Genomic DNA, 23,775 nt, shown 5'->3' with positions numbered 1-23,775 from the left:
GATAAATACGATTTGCTTTTCTCTGATGCCATAAAGGATAAAAATGATTTATTAGAAAAAATTGAAGAGCTATTAATATTATCTGATATTGGACCAGGGTTGACAAATGAAATATTAGAAAAATTTGAATACATTAATTTGCATCAGTTTAAAGTAAAGGACTTTAATTTTTTTAAAAAAGAATTAAAGAATATATTATTGGAAATGATTCCAAACAATAAAAATAGTTTTGAAATTAAACCAGATAAGCTAAATATAATTATGGTTGTAGGAGTAAATGGGACGGGAAAAACATCCTTTACAGGTAAACTATCATATTATTTTCGAAACAAGGGAAATAATGTATTGTTAGTGCCTGCAGATACCTACAGGGCTGGTGCTATAAGCCAGTTAACATTATTAGGAAATGATTCCAGGGTTGAAACTTTAAAAACGTCTGAAGGTGCGGATCCTGCTTCAGTTGTATTTGATGGAATTCAGTCAGCATTAGCTAAAAAGAAGGATTTGATATTGATTGATACTGCCGGAAGATTGCATACTCAACAGAATTTAATGAAAGAACTTGAAAAAGTAAAAAAAGTCATTATAAAAGCTGCACAGGATTCGATTTTTAAAATAATATTAGTGATTGATGCGACCACCGGGCAAAATGGCCTTGCCCAAGCAAAATATTTTAATAAATGCCTTAATATTAGTGATTTAGCTTTAACTAAATTAGATGGCACTGCCAAAGGTGGGATTGTTCTTTCAATACAAAAAGATTTGTCAATTCCGGTCTCTTTTATAACTTTTGGCGAAAAAATATCTGATTTATCCAAATATGAATCTGATAAATTTATCGAAGCTATACTTGATTGACACTATTTATAATTTTCTATATACTGGTATAGAATTTAATTTTTATCAATACACAATAAAGAATAAATAAAGAAATAAATAGTTAAGAATATTATTAAGAATTAAATATTTCTATTTTCTAAATATAACTTCTGGAAGAAATTCATTTAATATGATATTATAAAAATCTTTCTAAGTTATTTAAGTAAATTATGAGGCATAAGATATGTTAGGGATACTATCAGAAAAATTACAAAGTATATTAAATAATTTTAAAAATAAGGGCAAAATCACAGAGCAGGATATTAAAAATTCCCTGAGAGAAGTTAAATTAGCACTTCTGGAGGCAGATGTAAATTACAAAGTAGTTAAGGAGTTTATTGCTAAATTAGAAAAACGGGCCAGTGAAGAAGAATTGTCAAAAGCTTTAACACCTGGTCAGCAGATGATTAAAATTACTTATGAAGTTTTAACTGAAATACTTGGAAGCTCCCAAAGTAAAATTGAAGTAAAGGTTGGTTTAGATAGTCCAACAATAATACTTATGGTCGGACTTCAAGGCTCTGGTAAGACAACTACAGCAGCTAAACTGGCTTTAAAAATGAAGAGCCAGGGGCATTTTCCAATGTTAGTGGCATGTGATAAATTTAGACCAGCAGCTATCGAACAATTGCAGGTGATGGGGGAAAAAGCTGAAGTAGAAGTTTTTTCAAGAGGTCTCAATGAAAGCTCAATAAAGACTATATATGCTGCGTTAGATTATGCAAAAAACAACAGAAAAGATATAGTTATTATTGATACAGCCGGAAGGTTGCACATTGACAAAAATCTTATTGAAGAGATTAAGGAAATTAAAAAAGAAATAAACATAAATGAGACATTATTAGTTTTAGATTCATTGATGGGTCAAGATGCATTACAGGTTGCCAATACCTTTAATCAGGAAGTCGGGATAGACGGATTTATATTAACGAAATTGGACGGAGATGCACGAGGAGGAGTAACTCTTTCGATTAAAAGCATAACTTCTTTGCCTATCAAATATATAGGAGTTGGAGAAAAGATCACTGATCTGGAAGCATTTTATCCAGATAGAATGTCTTCAAGAATTTTAGGCATGGGTGATACTATAAGCTTAATAGAAAAGATAGAGGCAAATTATGACCATAATGAATTAAAAAAATTAAGCAAAAAGGAATTTAGAGAGCAATTTGATTTAAATGATTTTTATGAACAATTAAAAAGAATAAAAAATATGGGTTCACTAGACAAAATATTTGATATGCTGCCAATGCAAAGTCATGGTTTTTCCAAAATATTAAGCAGTAATTTAAATGACAGTGAAAAGGAATTAGGTAAAGTTGAAGCAATTATATGTTCAATGACTAAAAAGGAAAAAAGTGACCCGGATATTATTAATGGAAGTCGAAGAAGAAGAATTGCAAGAGGGAGCGGTACAGTCGTTAGCGATGTAAATCGATTATTAAAGCAATTCTTTAAAATGAAAAAAATGCTTAAACATGGACCAGGCAAGCAAAATTTTGCTTCATTTATCAGGTAAAATAATTATAAAAATGTACAAATTAAAAAATATTTAAAAAAATATACACGGAGGAAATATATGTCAGCAAAAATAAAATTAAGAAGAGAAGGCGCTAAGAAAAATCCTTCCTATAAAATTGTTGTAATTGATTCACGTAAACCGAGAGACGGAAGATTTATAAAAATGTTAGGTTATTACCAGCCAACAAATGAACCTTATACCTTCAAGGTGGATAAAGAAGAAAGTTTAAAATGGCTGGAACAAGGGGCTGAAATGACTAAAACAGTCGAATCACTTTTCAAGAAAAATGGTATATTAGAAAAATAAAGTATTATTAACAAAAATAATTTGAGGGAATAATATTTTGAAGGACACTGTTGAGTTTTTATTAAAATCAATAACAGGTTTTCCAGAGCAAGTAAAAATAAAAGAAGTTAGCGAAGAAAGTATGAATATTTTGGAAATCAGCGTTGATCCCTCCGATATAGGTAAAGTTATTGGAAAACAGGGAAAAGTTATTAAAGCTATCCGAACTATATTAAAAGCAGCTACAATTACAAGTGAGAAAAAGACAATTATTAAAATTGTTGAATAATATTTTTCCGCGATCATATAAGAAAGAAGCGCAGAATATTATGAAAATAAGCATATTGACAATTTTCCCTGAAATGTTTTTATCACCATTTTCAGAGAGCATTATCAAAAGGGCATTACAAAAAAAATTAGTTAATATTAGTATTATAGATATCAGGAGCTTTACCAAGGATAAGCATAGAAGCGTTGATGATTACTCTTATGGCGGAGGTCCTGGAATGGTCTTAAAACCTGGTCCGATTGTTGAAGCGATAGAGTCTATTAAGGCAAAAAAAAATAAGCAAACCAGTGGAAAAATTATTCTTACATCGGCACAGGGAAAAGTATTTAATCAAGATATGGCAAAGAAATTATTAGAAGAAAAAGAGATAATATTTATATGTGGAAGATATGAAGGAATTGACGAACGAGTTCGTCATATTCTTAAAGCAGAAGAAGTATCCATTGGTGATTATGTGACTACCGGGGGAGAGATCCCTGTAATGGTAATGGTTGATGTTTTAGTTCGTATGATACCAGGTGTATTGGGAAAAGAAGAATCAATGGTTAATGATTCTTTCTATAATGGTTTGCTTGATTACCCTCATTTTACAAGGCCTGAAAAATATATGGGATATGAGGTACCTGATATTTTATTATCTGGAGATCATGAAAAAATCGATAAATGGAGAAAAAAACAATCTTTAATTGAAACTATAAAAAAAAGGCCTGATTTATTAATAAATAGAAAATTTACTAAGGAAGAAATAAGAATATTAAATGAGTTAAAAACAGACAAAAACGAAAAGAAAGGGAAACAATAATGGATTTTATAAAAGATATCGAAAATGCACAATTAAAAAAAGAAACCTTTGATATGAATACCGGTGATTTAATAGAAGTTCACCAAAAGATTATCGAAGGGGATAGAAAGAGAATACAGATATTTAGAGGTATATTAATTGCTCGCAAGCATGGTGGAAGTCGTGAAACAATAACAGTAAGAAAAGTTACCAAGGGAATAGGGGTAGAAAAAATATTTCCATTAAATTCTCCAAATATTGAAAAAATCGAACTTATAAAAAGAGGCTCTGCCAGAAAAGCAAAACTATACTACTTAAGGAATAGAGTTGGACAAAAGGGATTAATGGCTTAGAAAAAATTTAATCAGGGCAAAATATTTTTAAGTAAATTGAATAAAAAACATTATACAAACAAAATATATCATTTAAGGAATAATATTAGGATCCTCTTTCAAGAGAGAAAAAGAATTGAAAGTTTAAAAATTTATGAGAAGAGGTGTCTTTCTAAAGGATATAAATTTATTGCTGGAATCGATGAAGTAGGCCGTGGATCTTTGGCGGGTCCAGTTGTTGCTGCTGCAGTTGTTATTAAAAATATTGAAGAATTTTTTATTGCTTTTTTAAAAGATTCAAAAAAATTATCCAGAAAAAAAAGAGAAACTCTTTTTCAATTAATTATAGATAAATCAAGCAGTGTTGGAATTGGGATTGTTGAGTCGGAAATTATTGAAAAAATAAACATTGCTCAGGCTACTTTTTTGGCAATGAAAAGAGCTATTATTGGTCTGGAAAAAACACCCGATTATATTCTAGTAGATGCCTTCAAAATACCATATATTAGAATAGAGCAAAATAATATTATAAAAGGCGAGGACAGTAGTATATCAATTGCTGCAGCTTCTGTTGTAGCCAAGGTTTATCGTGATAAGATTATGCAGGATATGCACAAAAAGTATCCAGAATATCAATTTAACAAAAATTCAGGGTATGGAACAAAAAGACACATAATTGCAATAAAGGAGTATGGCATCTGTCCCATTCACCGGAAAACCTTTAAAAGTGTTTTAAGTGGAAAAAACAATTTACTTTTGTTTGACAAGAATTAAAGACATACAAAGATGGAATAGAAATGAATAATGTTGGAGAAAAAGGGGAAAATATCGCATGTGACTTTTTAGTTAAAAATGGATACAATATTTTAGAAAAAAATTTTAAAGTACTCTTTGGAGAGATTGATATTATTGCCGAAAAGAAAAATTGTATATGCTTTATCGAAGTAAAAAGCAGAAAATCTAAAAAATACGGACTCCCGGAAGAGGCTATTACATTAAAGAAAAAGAATAAAATAAGAAGAGTAGCTGAATATTTTATACAGAAAAGACAATTAAAGAATAAAATATACCGTTTTGATGTTATTTCGATATACTTTAAAGAGAATATATTGAAAGAATTTCGGCATATAAGAAATGCTTTTAACTAATAATATTTATAAGGATTGTAGGTGTTCCAGTGATTGCAAAACTTCTTAGTGCTGCCCTTTTTGGAGTTGATGCTTTTATAGTTGAAGTTGAAATAGATGTTTCAAATGGTCTTCCTTCCTTTAATATTGTTGGTTTACCTGATACAGCAGTTCAGGAATCAAGGGAAAGAGTAAGATCTGCTATAAAAAATACAGAATTTCAATTTCCAATGCAACGAATAACTGTAAATCTTGCCCCCGCCAATGTAAAGAAAGAGGGGCCCGCTCTAGATTTACCTATCGCTGTTGGAATATTATCAGCCAATAGGCAAATAGATTTCGCCACTCATAATAATGATTTTATAATAATAGGAGAACTTTCTCTTAACGGTCAAATAAGACCAGTTAGTGGCATGTTATCAATTGCCTTAATGGCAAGAAAAAAAGGAATAAAGAATTTAATTGTTCCCAGGGAAAACGCCAGAGAAGCCAGCATAGTGGATGGTATTAATATTATACCTGTTTCCGGCTTAAGAGAAATAGCAAGGTTCCTTAATAATGAGATCAATATTATACCAATGAGCATAGATAAATATGAGTTAATGAAAAATGTTAATAATTATCAGGTTGATTTTTCTGATGTTAAGGGTCAAAATCATGCAAAAAGAGCATTAGAGGTAGCTGCAGCTGGAAGCCACAATGTAATAATGATTGGTCCTCCAGGTTCCGGAAAAACAATGTTAGCAAAAAGAATTCCAACAATTCTACCATCTTTAACTTTGGAAGAATCAATAGAAATAACGCGATTATATAGTGTTTCAAACTTACCTAAACATGACTTACCAATAGTTACTAACAGGCCTTTCAGGTCACCACACCATACTATCAGCAATATAGGACTTATTGGAGGTGGTAGAATCCCTAAGCCCGGAGAAATCAGTATGGCACATAATGGGGTTTTATTTTTAGATGAGCTGCCTGAATTTAATCGTTCAGCTTTAGAATCTTTACGACAACCCCTGGAAAGTGGAAAAGTAACAGTTTCCAGGACATTAAGATCTGTGACTTATTTATCACATTTTATGTTAATTGCAGCCGCAAACCCCTGTCCTTGTGGTTTTTTCGGTGACCCGGTTAAGCAATGTACCTGTACTTCACAGCAAATAAGAAAATACAAATCAAAAATATCCGGTCCCTTACTGGATAGAATAGATATTCAAATTGAAGTACCGAGATTAGATTATAGGGAGCTGGCAAATAGAAATGTAGACAATGAAAATTCAACAGCTATAAGAAATAGAGTGGAAAAAGCAAGAATAATACAACAAAAAAGATTTAAAGATATTCCTATATTCGGAAATTCTCAGATGAAACGTAAGGAAATTGAAAAGTATTGTAAATTGCCTGAAGAAGGATGGAATTTATTGAATAAAGCCATGGATAAACTAAAATTAAGTGCCAGAGCTTATGATAAGATACTTAAACTTTCAAGAACAATAGCAGATCTCAGTTTTTCAGAAGAAATAAATATTTCACATCTTTCTGAAGCAATTCAATATAGAAGCATGGATAGGGAAGATTTAATTTAGAAAGTATATAATATCTATACATTATTTTTATGAAAGGAATAAAAAATAATGAAGTATATACTGGCACCATCAATTTTAGACGCAGACTTTTCTTGTTTAAGGGAGGTTATACATAATTTAGAAAAAAACAAAATAGAATTGATTCATCTCGATATAATGGACGGTAATTTTGTTCCAAATATATCATTTGGACCAATAATAGTTAAAACAATCAGTGATTTAACATCAATACCATTGAGTGTTCATTTAATGATTGAACAACCGGATATACATATTAATTCTTTTGTTGAATCAATGGATGAGAATGATTGTCTTATTGTACATACAGAAGCGAGTAGACATTTAGATAGAACACTTCAAAACATTACAGAATATAATATAAAATCAGGAGTTGCATTGAACCCTTCAACCTCCTTAGAATCAATTAAATATGTTTTAGATAAAATAAATACCATAATAATTATGTCAGTAAATCCTGGTTTTGGTGGACAAAAATTTATTCCATCCATGATATCTAAAATTATTTCTACAAGAGAGATGGTAATTGAGAGTGGAAGAAATATTAATATCCAGGTTGATGGAGGAATTAATAGCGAAAACATCTTAACTGTAAAACGTGCAGGTGCTAATATTTTAGTAGTTGGTTCTGAAATATTCAAATCAGAATACCCTGAAAAAATGATAAAGAAATTACAAGGAAAACTATCTGGGAATTAATAAAAATAATTTATAATCAAAATTACTAAATGAGAGAAAATAAAAATGACAACAAAGGTAGCAATTATTGGCAAAACCAATACCGGAAAATCAACTTTATTCAATCGCCTTGTGGGATTCAGGAAAGCAATCGTTTTGAAGGAATCAGGTATTACCCGTGATAGGAATTATGCTGATATATCCTGGCAAGATAAAAATTTTACTATTATTGATACCGGAGGAATTGACTATGATAAAAACTATAAAAATATTCAGGAGAAAATAGCTGATCAATCAAAAAAGGCAATTATGGAATCCGATGTAGTTTTATTAGTAGTTGACTTTATGACTGGTATCCAGCAAGAAGATATAGATATAACAAAATTTATTCGAAAAAATAATAAAAAAACTATTTTAATAGTAAATAAAAATGATATTAAAGCAAAGAATTATTATATTGATGATTTTTATAAACTGGGAATGGGTGATCCTTTTCCATTATCAGCAGAACAAGGGAATAATGTATTTGAATTATTAAATAAAATTGCATCCCTGTCAAATGATAAAGAAATAGATGAAAAGGTACCATTAAAGGAAAATGAAATTATTAATATAGCGATTATTGGAAAACCTAATGTAGGGAAATCCAGTTTGTTGAATGCACTTCTAAATGATGAAAGAATAATTGTTGATAATAATCCGGGCACAACACGAGATTCGATTGAAGTATTATTAGAGTATGATGATTACCATTTGAACTTTGTCGATACATCAGGACTAAGAAAAAAAAGAAATGTAAAAGAAAAAGTTGAATACTTTGGCAACAAAAGAGCAATTAATTCTATAAAAAAAGCAGATATCGTATTACTTGTTCTGGATGCAACACGTTATATAAGTATGCAGGATAAACGTCTTGCCGAAAGAATTATAGAAGAAAATAAGGCTTGTATTGTTGTATTAAACAAATATGATCTGATTCTCCAGGACAAAGAAATTGATAAAGATTTTTTGATAAAAACTTGTAAATATGAACTGAGATTTTTAAAGGATAGTCAAATACTTACAACAATTGCAGTAGGTAATAAAAGGGATGTTTCTTCAATTATAAAAGCTATTCTGGAAACTTACCATGAGTATAATAAAAAAATAAGTACTCCAGAACTGAATAAATTTCTGCAAAAAACAGTAATCCTCAAACCACCCAAAATTATTGAGGGAAAAAGACTTAAATTTTATTATATTACTCAAACTGATGTAAAACCCCCAACATTCAAGGTGTTTGTAAACCAGCCTAATCTTTTATATAATTCTTATCAAAGATATATGAAGAATCAATTTATGTCATACTTTAATATAAAAGGAATACCAGTAGTGTTCCATTATTTAAAAAAGGTATGATAGTATTTTATAAGGAAGAAATATGATAAAATATTTTTTAATTTTATTAAGCTACTTAATGGGTTCAATTCCATTTGGATACCTTGTAGGCAAATATTTAAAAGGAATTGATATTAGAGAGTACGGGAGCGGGAATATTGGTGTAGCAAATATTTTCAGGATTATGGGAACAAAATATGCTTTGATCGTATTAATCGGGGATTGTCTCAAAGGATATATTGCTGTATTAATTGCCAAAAATATAATAACTGCAGAAAGTGAATATTGGGTATTGTTGATAATAGGACTTTTCGCTATTATTGGACATAATTGGTCAATCTTTCTAAATTTTAAAGGCGGAAAAGGTATTGCTACAACATATGGAGTTGTTTTGTCTTTTTTCCCATATATTGCGATAATTGCCGCAATAATCTGGTCAGTAATTGTTTTAAAAACAAAGTTTGCAGCACTAGGTTCAATAATATCAGTTTTCTCAATGATTATTTTATCTTTAATTTTTTCAACTCCAATAGAATTTAAGATATTTATTGTTTCTATTTTCATATTTGCGATTATAAGACACCTTAACAATATTGATAGACTCTTAAAAAAAGAAGAAAATAAGATAATTGATAATAAGTTTAAAAAATAATTATTATTTTATAAAAATATATAGGTAATTATAAAGCTATGGCAAAAAATTTAATTATAGTGGAATCACCAACTAAAGAAAGAGTTCTTAAGGAAATGCTGGGGAAAGATTTTCAGGTCACATCCAGTAAAGGGCATATAAAAGATCTTCCAAAATCAAGGTTGGGGATAAATATAGAAAATAATTTTGAACCAACCTGGATTATTATTCCAGCTAAACGACAGATGGTTAAAAAATTAAAAACAGTAGCAAAGGACAAAGAAAATATTTTACTGGCAACCGACCCTGATAGGGAAGGAGAAGCAATATCATGGCATATAGCAAAAGAATTGAATTTGGAGAATAGTAAATGCAGAGTGGTCTTTAATGAAATAACAAAAGATGTAGTGACAGATGCAGTACAAAAACCCAGAAAGATTAATATGAATATTGTAGATTCTCAAATTGCTCGAAGATTACTTGATAGACTGGTAGGATATAAAGTAAGCCCTTTATGTTACAAATATGCACGTGGAAAAAGTGCAGGAAGAGTACAGTCAGTTGCCGTTCATTTAATCGTAAAAAGGGAAAAAGAGATACAAGCATTTAAACCTGAAGAATATTGGAAGATAAATGCTTTATTACAAAAAATTGATGACAAAAAAGAAAATATTTTTGAAGCATCATTAGCTAACAAAAAAGGTCAGAAGATTAATATAAATAATATTGAAAAAGCTAATAAAATATTTAATGAAATTAAAAATATGAAATTTAATGTTGTATCTATTCAAAACAAAAATGAAAGAAAACATCCCCCTTTGCCATTTAAAACTAGTACATTACAACAAGCATCCTACAATAAACTAAACTTTTCTGTAAAACGTACCATGAGAGTAGCTCAACAGCTATATGAAGGCATTTCATTAACAGGGAAGGGCACTTTGGGATTAATTACCTATATGAGGACAGATTCAACAAGGGTTTCTAATCAGGCTAAAATAAATGCAAGAGAATATATATTTAAAAATTATGGCAAAGAATATATTTCTTCAGGGAAAGGGAGTACTAAAAAATCACAAAATGAAAATAATAAGATACAGGATGCACATGAAGCAATTAGACCCACTTCTGTTTATCTTAGCCCTGAATCTGTAAAAAATGATTTAACAGCGGACCAATATAAACTGTATTCTTTAATATGGACCTATTTTATTGCAAGCCAGATGAAATCAGCCTTAATAGAAAGAAGTAGTGTTAAAATACAAGCTGGTGATTATATATTTGATGTAAATGGTTCAAAGGTAATTTTTCAGGGTTTTCTTAAAATTATAACTAATAATGATATCAAAAAAAATATGATACCACAATTAAAAGTGGGGGAAAAACTCATTTTAGTTAAATTAGAAAAGAAACAATCTTTTACCAAGCCCCCAGCAAGATATAATGAAGCTAGCCTGGTAAAAGTTTTAGAAAAGGAAGGTATTGGAAGGCCAAGCACTTATGCAGTTATTATTGACAAAATACAAAGCAGAAATTATGTAGATAGAGATAATAGAAAATTTATTCCAACAAAATTAGGAATAATTGTTGATGATTTTTTAAATAATTATTTTTCTAATATAATTAACATAAAATTTACAGCAACAATGGAGAAAATGCTTGATAGGATAGAATCAGGTGAAAGCGAATGGCAGGATACACTGGATAATTTTTATAAATCACTTCTAAAGGATATACAGCAATTGGAAAAAAAGCCCCCTGTAAAATTAGTCGAACAAAGTAAAGAATTTTCCGACGAGAAATGTACTGTTTGCGGGAGTAGAATGGAAATTAAAAATGGTCCTTATGGAAAATATCTTGCCTGTTCTGAATTTCCTATAAAACATCCTACGAAGACTTATTTGATTAAAATTGGTGTTTCTTGTCCTGAAAATAATTGTGATGGCGAAATCATAAAAAGAAAAAGCAAAAAAGGCAGAACCTTCTATGGATGCAGCAATTATCCGAATTGTAATTTTTATTCTATTTATATTCCTACTAACGAGAAATGTCCGGAATGTGGTTCGGTATTAGTAAAAAGAAGTTCCAAAAAGAAAGGGTATTTTTTACAATGCAGTTCTAAAGAATGTAAATATAGTAAAAAGGCTAAAAATGATGAGTAGAAAAAATATATCAATGGATCAGATTAAGATATATGGAAATTATTTAAAGGAACATAAAAACTTTTCAGATAATACTGTAAATGCATATATCAAAGATATGCAGGAATTAATAGAGTATATAGAGAGAATATATAACATTAAAAATCTATCCCTTGTTGATTACAAAACCTTAAGAAAATATATAGTTTTTTTAAAACAGAAGAAATATGCAGATAGAACAATAGCTAGAAAAATATCCTCATTCAGAATATTTTTTAAATATTTAATACAGGAAGGTCTTATAAGGAACAATCCTGCAGAATATGTACAGATTCCGAAAATTAAAAAAAATCTTCCTGAATTTCTTTTTTATGAAGAAATTGTAAAATTAATTGAATCTATAAAAGAGGATAAGCCTGTTATTGAAAGAGATAAAGCAATTATTGAATTACTATATGGGACCGGTATGAGAGTTGCCGAGTTATCCGCTTTAAATATAGAAGATGTAACTGATAGTATTAACAACCCTATTGATTTATACTATGATACAATAAAGGTTATGGGGAAAGGTTCAAAGGAGAGAATAATTCCATTTAGCAAGCCGACCAAGACTGCTATTTATTATTATTTAAGAAATCGCGGAAAAGTGCCAAAAAAAGATTATAGAAATTACATTTCTGACACGGCTTTATTTGTTAATTGTTATGGAGAAAGGTTATCTCCAAGTAGTATAAGAAAATTAATAAATAAATACATGAAAAAAGCATGTCTCAACAAAAAAATAAGTCCCCATGTATTTAGACATACATTTGCTACTCACTTGTTAAATGGGGGAGCAGATTTGCGCTCAGTACAGGAATTATTAGGGCATGAAAGCCTTTCTACTACACAGATTTATACTCATATAACGAAAGATAAACTAATAAAGACTTATAAAAAGTCAATTCCAAGAAAGTAGCATTTATGTAGAAATTTTTTTACTAAAAAAAATACTTTTTAAATATTTATAATAGATTAGGAAAAAGACAATGCTCTTGAGGAGCTTATAGTGAGGAGATTGATAAAAAAATGTATAAAGGTACAACTATAATAGCCGTAAGACGAGAAGATGAAATAGCCATCGCCGGAGACGGTCAGATTACCATGGGAAATACTATTGCTAAAAATGAGGCAAAAAAGATAAGAAAGATATATCATGGTAAGGTCCTAACGGGATTTGCTGGAGGCGCCGCTGATGCTCTTACTTTATATGAAAGATTTGAAAATAAACTGGAAGAATTTCAAGGAAATTTAAAAAAAGCCTCAATAGAATTAGCCAAAGATTGGAGAACCGATAAAATGCTAAGAAGATTAGAGGCTCTACTGATTGTTGCAGATTTACAAGATATGTTCACCATTTCAGGAAATGGCGACATTATTGAACCTGACAAACCAATTGCCGCAATTGGATCCGGGGGACAATATGCAATGGCATCTGCTCAAGCCTTGCTTGGATTTACTAAATTGTCTGCTTCAGAGATTGCAATGGAGTCGTTAAAGATTACTGCATCAATATGCATTTATACTAATAACAATATTTCAGTTGAATGTCTTAGGAGATAATAGAGGTTGATTATGATAAAAGATTTAGTGCCGTCAGAGATAGTGAAAGAATTAGATAAATATATTGTTGGACAAAAAAAGGCAAAAGAAACAGTAGCAATTGCCCTGAGAAATAGAATTAGGAGAAAAAAATTACCAAAAAAACTAATTGATGAAGTAACTCCTAAAAATATTATCATGATAGGATCTACTGGTGTAGGAAAAACAGAAATTGCACGTAGATTAGCTAAAATAGTTAAGGCGCCATTTATAAAAGTTGAGGCGACAAAATTTACAGAAGTTGGATATGTCGGTAAAGATGTAGACTCCATGATTAGAGATTTAGTACAAGCTGCTGTACATCTTGTTAGAAATGAAAAAATAGAAAAAATTAGAATTAAGGCAAAAGAAAGAGTAGAAGACAGAATCCTTCAATATCTTTTACCCAGTATTAATAAGGATGCTACTGATGGAGGGGAAATTGCTAATTTTGAAAATGAAAATACTAATACTTCGGAAAAAAATTACCCAGAAGAAAATACTTTTAAATTATCAACACAAAATTATAAAAAGGAAAGACTTAAGAGTACAAGGGAAAAATTGAGAGATTGGCTTAGAAAAGGACGATTTGAGGATAAAATGATTGAAATAGAGATTACAGAACAAGATCAATCATCGATGGAGTTTTTTTCTAACATGGGAATGGAAGGGATTGGTATTAATTTTAAGGATATTATGGATAGAATGCTTCCTAACAAGAAAAAGAGGCAAAAAATAAAGGTATCTGAAGCAAGAAATATATTATTAGATGATGAAATAGAAAGAATGTTAGACACAGGCAAAATTGCCAAAGAAGCCATTCAAAAGACTGAGGAGTTAGGGATTGTATTTATTGATGAGATTGACAAAATTGCAATGAAAGAAAAGTCATATGGTCCTGATGTTTCAAGAAGTGGTGTACAAAGAGACATCCTACCTATTATAGAAGGATCTTCAGTTGTTACAAAGTATGGAGTTGTAAAAACAGACCATATTCTGTTCATTGCTGCAGGTGCTTTTAATTCCTCAAAACCTTCTGATTTGATTCCAGAACTGCAAGGCAGGTTTCCATTAAGGGTGGAGTTGAACAACCTGACACAGGAGGATTTAGAAAAAATATTAAAAGAACCGGATAACTCATTAATAAAACAATATAAGGCTCTTTTAAAAACCGAAGGAATTGAACTGGTTTTTCAGGAAGAAGCAATTAAAGAATTAGCCAAAATGGCAGCTATTGTAAACCAACAAAATGAAAATATTGGAGCACGAAGATTGTATACTGTACTTGAGAAATTATTAGAAAGAATATCATTCAATGCTCCAATAATCGGTAAAAGGAAAATAGCAATAACTGAAAAATATGTTAAAAACCGATTACAAAATGTTATTCAAAAAGAGGATTTAAGTAAATATATATTATAATTATTTACTGTCCTGATCATTAGTATGTTTAATTATTATTAAACAAGATGATTAAAAATCATAGGCAAAATATGATATTATGGATTAAAAGATATGTTTTTAAGTAATTATAATATATTTGTTTAATCTTGATTCAAGAAAGTAATTGTGTTATACTTATTTGGTTTTTATCATTCTTTATTTTATAATCTGATTATGATAAAATTTTAAAATAATTTTAAAGAAGGAGAGTGGTTATTTGAGCGTTGTATCTATGAAACAATTATTGGAATCCGGTGTTCACTTTGGACATCAGAAAAGACGTTGGGACCCCAGAATGCGCCCATACATTTTTACAGAAAGGAATAATATTTATATTATTGACTTACAGCAAACTGTTAAGCTTATTGACGAAGCTTACAATTTTGTTCATAACCTTGTTAGTAAAAATGGTAATATATTATTTGTCGGAACAAAAAAACAAGCCCAGGAATCCATAAGTGTAGAAGCTGAAAAGTGTGGTATGTCTTATGTTAATTACAGGTGGCTTGGGGGTACATTAACAAATTTTAATACTATTAATCAAAGGGTTAAACGGCTTTTTCAATTAGAAGAAATGGAACAAGGTGATCAATTTAATTTTTTACCCAAAAAAGAAGTTATTATTCTAAAAAGGGAAAAGGAGAAACTTGAAAAATTATTAACTGGAATTAAGTATATGGAAAAATTACCCGATGCCTTATTTATTATTGACCCGAAAAGAGAAAAAATAGCCGTTGCAGAAGCTAAAAAACTAGGTATACCTATTGTGGCAGTTGTTGATACTAACTGCAACCCGGAAGAAATAGATTATGTAATACCAGGGAATGATGATGCAATAAGAGCAATCAAACTTATGACCTCAGTTATTGCAGATGCAGTAATGGAAGGTAAAAAAGCATCTATGGAAGATGTGAAGATTGCAGTTTAAAAAAGTTTGACTTTGTTTGATAATAATATTTGTTAACTATATTTTAACTAAAGGAGATAGGGAATATGAATATTAATGCTAAATTAGTGAAAGAATTAAGAGATAAAACAGGCGCTGGTATGATGGATTGCAAAAAAGCATTAACTCATACTGAAGGTGATTTCGAAAAAGCAATAGATTATCTCCGTAAGAAAGGTATACAATCGGCAAGTTCCAAAGTTGGTCGTTCAGCTTCAAACGGTATAATAACATCATATATACATTTAAACGGAAAGGTAGGAGTATTACTTGAGATAAATTGTGAAACAGATTTTGTTGCCAAAACACCTGAGTTTAATGAATTAGCTAAAAATATTACATTACAAATTGCAGCAGCTAATCCAATGTATGTTAAAAGAGAAGAAGTCCCTGAAGAAATTATAAATAAGGAAAAAGAAGTTTATTATGCACAGGCGGAGAACTTAAACAAACCACAAAAAGTCCTTGACAGTATAGTTGAGGGAAAAATAAATAAATATTATAGTGAAATTTGCTTATTAGAACAACCTTATATACGTGAACCAGAAAAAAAAGTAAATCAGTTAGTGTTAGAGGCTATTTCTAAATTAAAAGAAAATATTGTCGTAAAAAGGTTTGTAAGATATCAGCTTGGCGAATAACTTGCTTAGCATATAAATAAAAAATTGTTGTACATTAAATAAATAAATAATAAAAATAGGGAGAAAATGAGCAAAAAGAATCCTATCTATAAGCGGATATTGCTAAAATTAGGCGGTGAATCTTTCTCTGCTGGAGACAAAGGTGGCATTGACATCGATCGTGTTAAATTTATTTCTAATGAATTAGCTGAAATAAAAAAGATGGGTATACAAATTGCCATAGTTATTGGTGGAGGAAATATATTTCGAGGAAGGGAAGCGAGTAAAAGAGGAATTAATCAAGTTTCAGCTGACTATATGGGGATGCTCAGTACCGTAATAAATGCTCTTGCACTACAGGACATTTTAGAAAAACTGGATATCGAAACAAGAGTGCAGACTGCTATTGAAATGAAAGCAATTGCTGAACCATATATTAGAAGAAGGGCAATAAGGCATTTAGAAAAAGAACGGATTATAATTTTGGCAGCAGGCACCGGTCATCCTTTTTTTACAACTGACACTGCTGCAGCTTTAAGAGCCATTGAATTAGGAGCCGATGCAATTCTTAAAGCAACCAAGGTTGATGGTATTTATGAATCAGATCCTCTTTTAAATGTAAACGCCCTAAAATTTAAAAAATTAAGCTTTCTCGATTTTCTTAATAAAAATCTGAAAGTTATGGATGCTACATCCATATCATTATGCATGGAGAACAATGTTCCTGTAATAGTATTCAATCTTAATTTACCTGGGAATATCAAGAAGGTTATTTTAGGTGAACCAATAGGCACTATTGTTAAGGAGGATTAATAATGCTAAATGAAACTCTAAAAGAATCCGAAAAAAAAATGACAAAAGCAATAGAGATACTCAAAGATAATTTATCTCATATTAGAACAGGTAGAGCATCTAGCACACTGGTTGAAAATATTAAGGTAGAGTATTATGGTGTACAAACCGCTTTGAAAGAAATAGCCAATATTTCTATACCGGAAGCTGATCTTATAGTGATACAGCCATGGGATAAAAATTGTGTAAATGATGTTGAAAAAGCAATTTGGAAAGAAGATTTAGGTCTGACACCAAATAATGATGGGAATGTTATAAGACTTCCTATACCTCCAATGACAGAAGAACGGAGAAAGGAAATTGCTAAATTAGTAAAAAAAGAAGCAGAATCCTCCAAAGTTTCAATTAGAAATATAAGAAGAGAATTTAATGATAAAATAAAAAAAATGGAAAAAAATAGCGAAATATCCGAAGATCAAAGCAAAGATATTATGAAAGAAATCCAAGAATTAACAGACCATTATATCAGTGAAATAGATAATATATACAGTACGAAAGAAACAGAAATAATGAAAGTGTAAAATGAATATGTTAATTGGAGTAATATATTGTAAATAAAAAAATAAGAAAGTTATTGAAAAAATATTATTTTTATCCCCCTTTTTGCAAAATCTAATAATAAAATGATTATTTTATGCTGATAAATGGGGGTTTTTTTATAAAAGAAATAAAGGTAAAAATGACAGTAAACAATAAAAATAATACGAGTAATAATAATAAAACAGGATTATTACCTAAACATCTTTCAATTATTATGGATGGAAATAGAAGATGGGCAAAGAAACGAAATCTTCCGGCTTTTGCAGGACATCGTGCTGGTGTAAAAACAATAAAGATGGTAATTAAAGAATCAGTAAAAGCTGGAATTGCCATATTGACTCTTTATGCTTTCTCAACAGAGAATTGGAAAAGACCACAAAAAGAAATATCCTCATTAATGAGTTTATTCAGAGAAGTAATTAAAAAAGAGAAATCGGATCTTATAAAGAACAAAATACGGGTTACATTTATAGGGGAAAAAGAATCATTATCTGACCATCTAAAAGAAGCCATGAATGAATTAGAAGAAGAAACAAGAAATAATGCACAACTTCTTTTAAATATTGCTATTAATTACGGTAGTCGTTCAGAATTATGTCAAGCTTTTAATCGCATCTATAACCAATTAAAAGATAATAGCAATAGCATTGTTAAAATCAATGAGGATATGATTAAAAAGAATCTTTATACATCAAATATTCCTGACCCTGATTTATTGATTAGAACAGGTGGTGAAAAAAGAATCAGTAATTTTCTCTTATGGCAATTAGCATACACTGAGCTATGGTTTACAAAGGTATACTGGCCTGATTTTTCTAAGAATGATTTATATGAAGCATTAAAAAATTACGAAAAAAGGGTGAGAAAATTTGGGGGAGAGATTTGAAAAGATAAAAATCCGTTCTTTAACTATAATTATTGGAGTTCCTTTAGTTGTATTGATTATATATGCAGGAGGTCCAACATTTCATCTATTTATTGGTTTAATTGCAATTCTGGGATCAATAGAATTAAATAATATCTTTAAAAATAAGTATAATCCCTCATTATTAATAACTATTCTGGCAACATTGTTTTTTTTATATAGAAGAAGCGTGCTAATATTTTTGGCGGGCAGCGAAAACTTATTATTTTCTACTATTATATTAATTGTATTTTTGATTAATTTTGTAAAAAAAACAGAAAAAAAATATATGGTTGTTAATATATCTTTAACTATATTTATAGCTATTTATATTGGTCATCTACTGTCATTTTTGATAGATATACGTTATTTAGCAGATGGTGAGATATTGTTAATTTTTGTATTATTTACAACCTGGATGAGTGATGCCGCTGCTTATATTGTTGGAATCAAATTTGGCAAAAAACATATTTTCCCTGAAATAAGCCCAAATAAGACAATGGAAGGTTCCATTGGAGGATTAATAGGGGGTTCTATTGCAGGATTATTTTTCTATAAACTGTTACCAATTCATTCAATATTATTACTTGCTCTTGGATTAATTGCTGCTGTAACTGGACAACTTGGGGATTTGTTTGAATCAATAATTAAAAGAAATTTTGGAGTAAAAGATTCCAGTACTATAATTCCCGGTCATGGTGGTATATTGGACTGCATGGATAGCATTTTATTTTCAGCAACAGTTTTATATTTTTTCTTTCACTATCTCAGTTTCTAATTTTCTTTCATATAAAAACTATTGGAGAGTAAAAGAATTATGAAAAAAAAATTAACAATATTAGGATCAACAGGTTCTATTGGCAGACAAACTATGGATATTATTCAAAATGACCTGGAAAGTTTTGAGGTTGTAGCATTGGCTGGTTGGAATAATATTGACTTATTAACAATTCAGATAAATAAGTTTAGACCTAAATATGTAGTTGTAAAAGATGATAAAGTTGCAAAAGAATTAAAAAACAGATTAAAGAATAGGTGTAATTGTAATATATTGTATGGAGAGTACGGATTGAATAAAATATCAGCCATTAAGGAGATTGAAACTGTAGTTGTTGCAATTACGGGAATGGCTGCTTTGAAACCGACAATTGAAGCGATAAATGCTAAAAAAGAAATATGTTTAGCAAACAAAGAGATAGTAGTGTCAGCAGGTGAAGTGTTAACTGTTAAAGCAAAACAAAATGGAGTAAATTTAATTCCAATTGATAGCGAACATAGTGGAATTTTTCAATGTATACAGCCACAGTATTTTGATAATATTGAAAAAATAATAATTACTGCATCAGGAGGACCATTTTATAATTTAAAGGAAACTGCATTGGAAAATGTGTCAGTAGAGGATGCACTTAATCACCCTAATTGGAAAATGGGAAGCAAGGTATCAATTGATTCAGCGACATTAATGAATAAAGGCTTAGAGGTTATTGAAGCCCATTGGCTTTTTGGAATAACTGTAAGCAAGATTGAAATATTGGTGCACCCACAGAGTTATATACATGCATTAGTACAGTATGAAGATGGAAGCATGATTACACAGCTAAGTAATCATGATATGCATATTCCTATTCATTTTGCCCTATATTACCCTAGAAGGGTTAAAAATAATTTTTCTAGAATTAATCTGGCGCAAATAGGCCAGTTAACTTTTAGAAAAATTGACACAAAAAGATTTCCCAGTATTGATCTTTGTTATGATGCAATTAAACAAGGTGGAACAGCACCAGCTGTTTTAAATGCTGCTAACGAAGTAGCTGTTAATGCATTTTTAAATAAAAGTATAAAATTTAAAAATATTATAAAAATTGTATCAACAGTAATGAGTAAACATAAAAATAAAAATAATCCGGATATTTATGATATTATTAATATAGATAAGGAAACTAGAAAACTTACCGAAAAACTGTGTGATGAGATAAAATAAAAATAATTAAGAAACAGGAGAGAAAATGATTTGTTAACGTTTTTAGCTTTTATCTTTGTTCTGGGTATAGCGATAATTTTTCATGAATTTGGACATTTTATAACTGCAAAATTGTCAGGTATAAAAGTTTTTCGTTTTTCTATTGGATTTGGTCCTAAAATTGCCGGTTTTTTCTGGAGAGGGACAGAGTACTTATTATGTTTATTTCCCTTTGGCGGATATGTTAAAATGGCCGGTGAAGATGTCCATGAAGAAGTAAGCAATTATGAAGAATTGAAAAATAATAATAATATACCTGAAGAGCAAAGGTATGATAAAAAACCATTTTATATTAGAGCTCTTGTAATATTTAATGGTCCTGTTATGAATATATTTTTGGCAATTTTACTATTAATAATAGTATTTTTCTTTTCAGGAGTAGCACAAGTTTCTAGCATTATAAGTGAGGTTGAAAGTAATAGTCCTGCTGATATGGCTGGAATTGTCAGTGGTGATAGAATTATATCTATTAACTCGGTTGAAATAGAAGAACCAGAGCAAATTACAATATTAATTGACCAAAATAAAGGGAAAGAAATTATAATAGAGATAATGAGAAATAATTATGTTCATGAAACCAAACTTATTCCGATATATAACCCTGAATATGATAGGGCTATGATAGGTATTGCACTTGATGTTAAAATTACGCAGCTGACTGTATTTGAGTCAATAGAAAAAGCAATACAAATGGTTGGGGAAATAATTGGTTTAATAGGAAAGGGCTTTGTTGAAATTATTACTGGTAAAATGCCAGTTGAGCTTGCTGGACCATTAGGTATTGCTCAAATGGCTGGAGAAGCAGCAAAAATTGGATTCTTAAATTTATTATTCTTCACATCTGTAATAAATATATTTTTGGGAATCGTAAATTTATTACCTATTCCAATACTGGATGGTGGTCAAATCGCTTTATTGGCAATCGAAAAAATTAGAGGCAAACCACTTAAGCCAGAACATATAAATTTTCTTTATATCATTGGTCTTGCAATGATAGTAATGATATTTTTAGTTGCCATGTACCAGGATATTGTCAGAATTTTTAGTAATTAAATTTAACAGGATAAATAATAATGATAAATAACATAGTGAGAAGAAAAAGTATAGTTGCAAAAATTGGTTCTTTAAAAATAGGGGGACACTATCCCATATCTGTACAATCTATGACTGATTGTAGTATTAAGGAAACTGAAAAAACAATTAATCAAATAAGACAGCTTGAAAAAGCAGGTTGTGAACTAATTAGAATAGCATTTCCTGATATTGAATCATGCAAACTAATTCCAATAATAAAAAATAATACTAAAATGCCTATTATGGCTGACATTCATTTTAATCCTTCTATTGCAATAGAAGCAATAAAAAATAATATTGATGGCATAAGAATTAATCCTGGTAATATTAAAAAGAAAGAAAGTATACTTCAGATAATTGAAGAAGCAAAAAAGAAGAACATTATGATACGTTTTGGTGTTAATTCAGGGTCGCTTAGCAAGAAAACTTTAGAAAAGTTTAATTTACCAGATTACAAGGCGATGGTGGAAGAAACTAATTATATAATTAATTTCTTAAATGAAATAGATTATCACAATATTGTTTTATCTATCAAATCAAGCGACATTATAGATACAATTGAAGCTAATAGAATAATAGCGAAAAAATGCGATTATCCTTTGCATATTGGTATAACAGAAGCGGGATTTGGAAGAAAAGGAATTGTAAAATCAGCAGTTGGAATAGGAATTTTATTATATGAAGGGATTGGAGATACTGTAAGAGTCTCTTTATCCGGAAATCCGGAACAAGAAGTTTTGGCAGGATATGATATTTTAGGAGCTCTCGGTTTACGTAAAAGGGGGATTAATATAATATCTTGCCCCACATGTGGAAGATGCCAGGTTGATATACATGAAATTGGTAAACTGATAGAAAGCAGATTAAAAGATATTAGTGATTCCTTTACTATTGCTATTATGGGATGTGTGGTAAATGGCCCTGGTGAAGCAAAATTTTCTGATATAGGAATAGCATTTAATAAAAAAGAGGCAATGCTCTATAAAAAAAGTAAATTTATTGGAAGGTTTAATACTAACGAAGCCGTAGATGTATTAGTTAAAGAGATAAGATTAATGTCAAATAATTCAAAAAAAATATAATTAAAATACCCTTTATTGACAAAACATTAAGCGAAGAAAAGAGGAACACAATGAAAATATCTGTTATCATACCTGCATATAACGAAGAAAGTACCATTGCTGATGTAATAAAAACAGTAAAAAAGGTTCCGGTAATTAATAATATTATTGTGGTAAGTGATGGTTCTACTGACAATACTGTTAGTATTGCAAAAAACTTAGATGTTGAAGTGTGTCAACTAAAAGAAAATATTGGAAAGGGTGGGGCAATAAAAAAGGGTTTCGAAAAAACTGATTCGGATATACTGTTATTTTTAGATGCTGATTTAATTGGATTAACAATTGATCATATCCATGAATTAATAAATCCTATAATAGAAGATAAAGCTGATATGTCTCTAGGTATTTTTACCCAAGGTAGATTATTGACCGATCTACCACAATTTCTAATGCCTTATCTTACAGGCCAAAGAGCTATAAAAAGATATATCATTGATGTCATTCCTGATTTAGATTTATTAAAATATGGCTTAGAAGTAGCAATAACTAAGGTTGTAAAAAGGTATAATTTTAGAGTAAGCAAAGTAAAATTGCCAAATTTAACACAAAGAATGAAGGAAGAAAAATATGGAATAGTGGAGGGTGCAAAAAAAAGATTGCAGATGTACCTCGATATTGTGAAGCAATTGAAATCCGATTAACCCGTAAATCATACCTCACTGTTTTATGCAAACACTATTAAACATTATCCAATATCCATATTATATTATGATTATTTTAAAGGATTATATAATAATTAATATTATTAATTAATTATACATTTATTAAGAAATGTTAAATATCACCGTTTAAATTGACTTAAAAAATTATTTATGTTATTTTTTTATAAGTATACTTTATTACTAAACAACTCTTATAACTAATAATATATAGAATTATAACTTACCGGGGTTAAAAAATATGTTAAAGAAAATAATTAATGAATTAAAAAATTCAGAAAATGAAGCTAACAGAATTATCGACGGTGCAAAAAATGAAACTCAAAA

Annotated in this window: 26 protein-coding genes; all 26 read left to right on the top strand. The window is 29.8% G+C overall.

Annotation, left to right across the window (positions count from 1 at the left end; translation table 11 throughout):
• The first annotated feature begins 12 nt into the window (after window positions 1–12).
• The 26 genes from ftsY to PHQ99_02805 all read left to right on the top strand — a co-directional run bounded on the left by ftsY (window position 13) and on the right by PHQ99_02805 (window position 23,430).
• A complete protein-coding gene (ftsY, locus tag PHQ99_02930) occupies window positions 13–858 on the top strand; it encodes a signal recognition particle-docking protein FtsY (GenBank protein ID MDD4288531.1) in 846 nt (281 codons plus the stop codon).
• Window positions 859–1,063: 205 nt separating this feature from the next.
• Window positions 1,064–2,398 (top strand): signal recognition particle protein, encoded by a 1,335-nt coding sequence (ffh, locus tag PHQ99_02925; GenBank protein ID MDD4288530.1) that lies wholly within the window; start codon window positions 1,064–1,066, stop codon window positions 2,396–2,398.
• Between the two features lie 60 nt (window positions 2,399–2,458).
• Window positions 2,459–2,707: a 30S ribosomal protein S16 gene (gene rpsP / locus PHQ99_02920; protein MDD4288529.1), complete on the top strand. Its 249-nt coding sequence runs from the start codon at window positions 2,459–2,461 to the stop codon at window positions 2,705–2,707.
• Between the two features lie 37 nt (window positions 2,708–2,744).
• Window positions 2,745–2,975, top strand: coding sequence for a KH domain-containing protein (locus PHQ99_02915; protein ID MDD4288528.1), 231 nt, complete (start codon window positions 2,745–2,747; stop codon window positions 2,973–2,975).
• A gap of 40 nt (window positions 2,976–3,015) precedes the next feature.
• Complete coding sequence (gene trmD / locus PHQ99_02910) at window positions 3,016–3,777, top strand: tRNA (guanosine(37)-N1)-methyltransferase TrmD (protein ID MDD4288527.1); 762 nt, start codon at window positions 3,016–3,018, stop codon at window positions 3,775–3,777.
• A complete protein-coding gene (rplS, locus tag PHQ99_02905) occupies window positions 3,777–4,109 on the top strand; it encodes a 50S ribosomal protein L19 (GenBank protein MDD4288526.1) in 333 nt (110 codons plus the stop codon). Before trmD ends, rplS begins: the two co-directional genes overlap by 1 nt.
• A gap of 36 nt (window positions 4,110–4,145) precedes the next feature.
• Complete coding sequence (locus PHQ99_02900) at window positions 4,146–4,862, top strand: ribonuclease HII (protein ID MDD4288525.1); 717 nt, start codon at window positions 4,146–4,148, stop codon at window positions 4,860–4,862.
• Window positions 4,863–4,885: 23 nt separating this feature from the next.
• Window positions 4,886–5,236, top strand: coding sequence for a YraN family protein (locus tag PHQ99_02895; protein MDD4288524.1), 351 nt, complete (start codon window positions 4,886–4,888; stop codon window positions 5,234–5,236).
• Between the two features lie 29 nt (window positions 5,237–5,265).
• The gene (locus PHQ99_02890; protein ID MDD4288523.1) at window positions 5,266–6,804 is read left to right on the top strand and encodes a YifB family Mg chelatase-like AAA ATPase; all 1,539 of its coding nucleotides are present in this window, start codon (window positions 5,266–5,268) and stop codon (window positions 6,802–6,804) included.
• Between the two features lie 48 nt (window positions 6,805–6,852).
• Window positions 6,853–7,521 (top strand): ribulose-phosphate 3-epimerase, encoded by a 669-nt coding sequence (gene rpe / locus PHQ99_02885; GenBank protein ID MDD4288522.1) that lies wholly within the window; start codon window positions 6,853–6,855, stop codon window positions 7,519–7,521.
• Between the two features lie 45 nt (window positions 7,522–7,566).
• Window positions 7,567–8,898, top strand: coding sequence for a ribosome biogenesis GTPase Der (der, locus tag PHQ99_02880; protein MDD4288521.1), 1,332 nt, complete (start codon window positions 7,567–7,569; stop codon window positions 8,896–8,898).
• A gap of 22 nt (window positions 8,899–8,920) precedes the next feature.
• Window positions 8,921–9,529, top strand: coding sequence for a glycerol-3-phosphate 1-O-acyltransferase PlsY (gene plsY / locus PHQ99_02875; GenBank protein MDD4288520.1), 609 nt, complete (start codon window positions 8,921–8,923; stop codon window positions 9,527–9,529).
• A 38-nt stretch (window positions 9,530–9,567) separates the two neighbouring features.
• Window positions 9,568–11,670 carry a type I DNA topoisomerase gene (gene topA / locus PHQ99_02870; protein MDD4288519.1) on the top strand — a complete coding sequence of 701 codons (2,103 nt, stop codon included), beginning with the start codon at window positions 9,568–9,570 and terminating at the stop codon, window positions 11,668–11,670.
• Complete coding sequence (locus PHQ99_02865; protein MDD4288518.1) at window positions 11,660–12,607, top strand: tyrosine recombinase XerC; 948 nt, start codon at window positions 11,660–11,662, stop codon at window positions 12,605–12,607. The genes topA and PHQ99_02865 overlap by 11 nt, the downstream gene beginning before the upstream one ends.
• 110 nt (window positions 12,608–12,717) lie before the next feature.
• Window positions 12,718–13,251 (top strand): ATP-dependent protease subunit HslV, encoded by a 534-nt coding sequence (hslV, locus tag PHQ99_02860; GenBank protein ID MDD4288517.1) that lies wholly within the window; start codon window positions 12,718–12,720, stop codon window positions 13,249–13,251.
• 12 nt (window positions 13,252–13,263) lie between these two features.
• Window positions 13,264–14,691 (top strand): ATP-dependent protease ATPase subunit HslU, encoded by a 1,428-nt coding sequence (gene hslU, locus PHQ99_02855; GenBank protein ID MDD4288516.1) that lies wholly within the window; start codon window positions 13,264–13,266, stop codon window positions 14,689–14,691.
• Window positions 14,692–14,929: 238 nt separating this feature from the next.
• Window positions 14,930–15,640, top strand: a complete 711-nt coding sequence (gene rpsB, locus PHQ99_02850) for a 30S ribosomal protein S2 (GenBank protein MDD4288515.1) — start codon at window positions 14,930–14,932, stop codon at window positions 15,638–15,640.
• Between the two features lie 65 nt (window positions 15,641–15,705).
• A complete protein-coding gene (tsf, locus tag PHQ99_02845; GenBank protein ID MDD4288514.1) occupies window positions 15,706–16,299 on the top strand; it encodes a translation elongation factor Ts in 594 nt (197 codons plus the stop codon).
• Between the two features lie 66 nt (window positions 16,300–16,365).
• The gene (gene pyrH, locus PHQ99_02840) at window positions 16,366–17,091 is read left to right on the top strand and encodes a UMP kinase (GenBank protein ID MDD4288513.1); all 726 of its coding nucleotides are present in this window, start codon (window positions 16,366–16,368) and stop codon (window positions 17,089–17,091) included.
• 2 nt (window positions 17,092–17,093) lie between these two features.
• On the top strand, window positions 17,094–17,651 hold the full coding sequence (gene frr / locus PHQ99_02835) for a ribosome recycling factor (GenBank protein MDD4288512.1): 558 nt from the start codon (window positions 17,094–17,096) through the stop codon (window positions 17,649–17,651).
• A 113-nt stretch (window positions 17,652–17,764) separates the two neighbouring features.
• Entirely contained in the window at window positions 17,765–18,556 is a 792-nt protein-coding gene (locus tag PHQ99_02830; GenBank protein ID MDD4288511.1) for an isoprenyl transferase, read from the top strand.
• Window positions 18,540–19,352 carry a phosphatidate cytidylyltransferase gene (locus tag PHQ99_02825; GenBank protein MDD4288510.1) on the top strand — a complete coding sequence of 271 codons (813 nt, stop codon included), beginning with the start codon at window positions 18,540–18,542 and terminating at the stop codon, window positions 19,350–19,352. The genes PHQ99_02830 and PHQ99_02825 overlap by 17 nt, the downstream gene beginning before the upstream one ends.
• A gap of 39 nt (window positions 19,353–19,391) precedes the next feature.
• The gene (locus tag PHQ99_02820; protein MDD4288509.1) at window positions 19,392–20,555 is read left to right on the top strand and encodes a 1-deoxy-D-xylulose-5-phosphate reductoisomerase; all 1,164 of its coding nucleotides are present in this window, start codon (window positions 19,392–19,394) and stop codon (window positions 20,553–20,555) included.
• Between the two features lie 30 nt (window positions 20,556–20,585).
• Complete coding sequence (gene rseP / locus PHQ99_02815) at window positions 20,586–21,647, top strand: RIP metalloprotease RseP (protein MDD4288508.1); 1,062 nt, start codon at window positions 20,586–20,588, stop codon at window positions 21,645–21,647.
• A 20-nt stretch (window positions 21,648–21,667) separates the two neighbouring features.
• Complete coding sequence (gene ispG, locus PHQ99_02810; GenBank protein ID MDD4288507.1) at window positions 21,668–22,750, top strand: flavodoxin-dependent (E)-4-hydroxy-3-methylbut-2-enyl-diphosphate synthase; 1,083 nt, start codon at window positions 21,668–21,670, stop codon at window positions 22,748–22,750.
• A gap of 50 nt (window positions 22,751–22,800) precedes the next feature.
• A complete protein-coding gene (locus tag PHQ99_02805; GenBank protein MDD4288506.1) occupies window positions 22,801–23,430 on the top strand; it encodes a glycosyltransferase family 2 protein in 630 nt (209 codons plus the stop codon).
• Window positions 23,431–23,775: the final 345 nt, after the last annotated feature.

Source organism: Atribacterota bacterium (genome assembly GCA_028703475.1).
Lineage (GTDB): Bacteria > Atribacterota > Phoenicimicrobiia > Phoenicimicrobiales > Stramentimicrobiaceae > JAQVMU01.
This window is presented reverse-complemented; position numbering and strand designations above follow the sequence as displayed.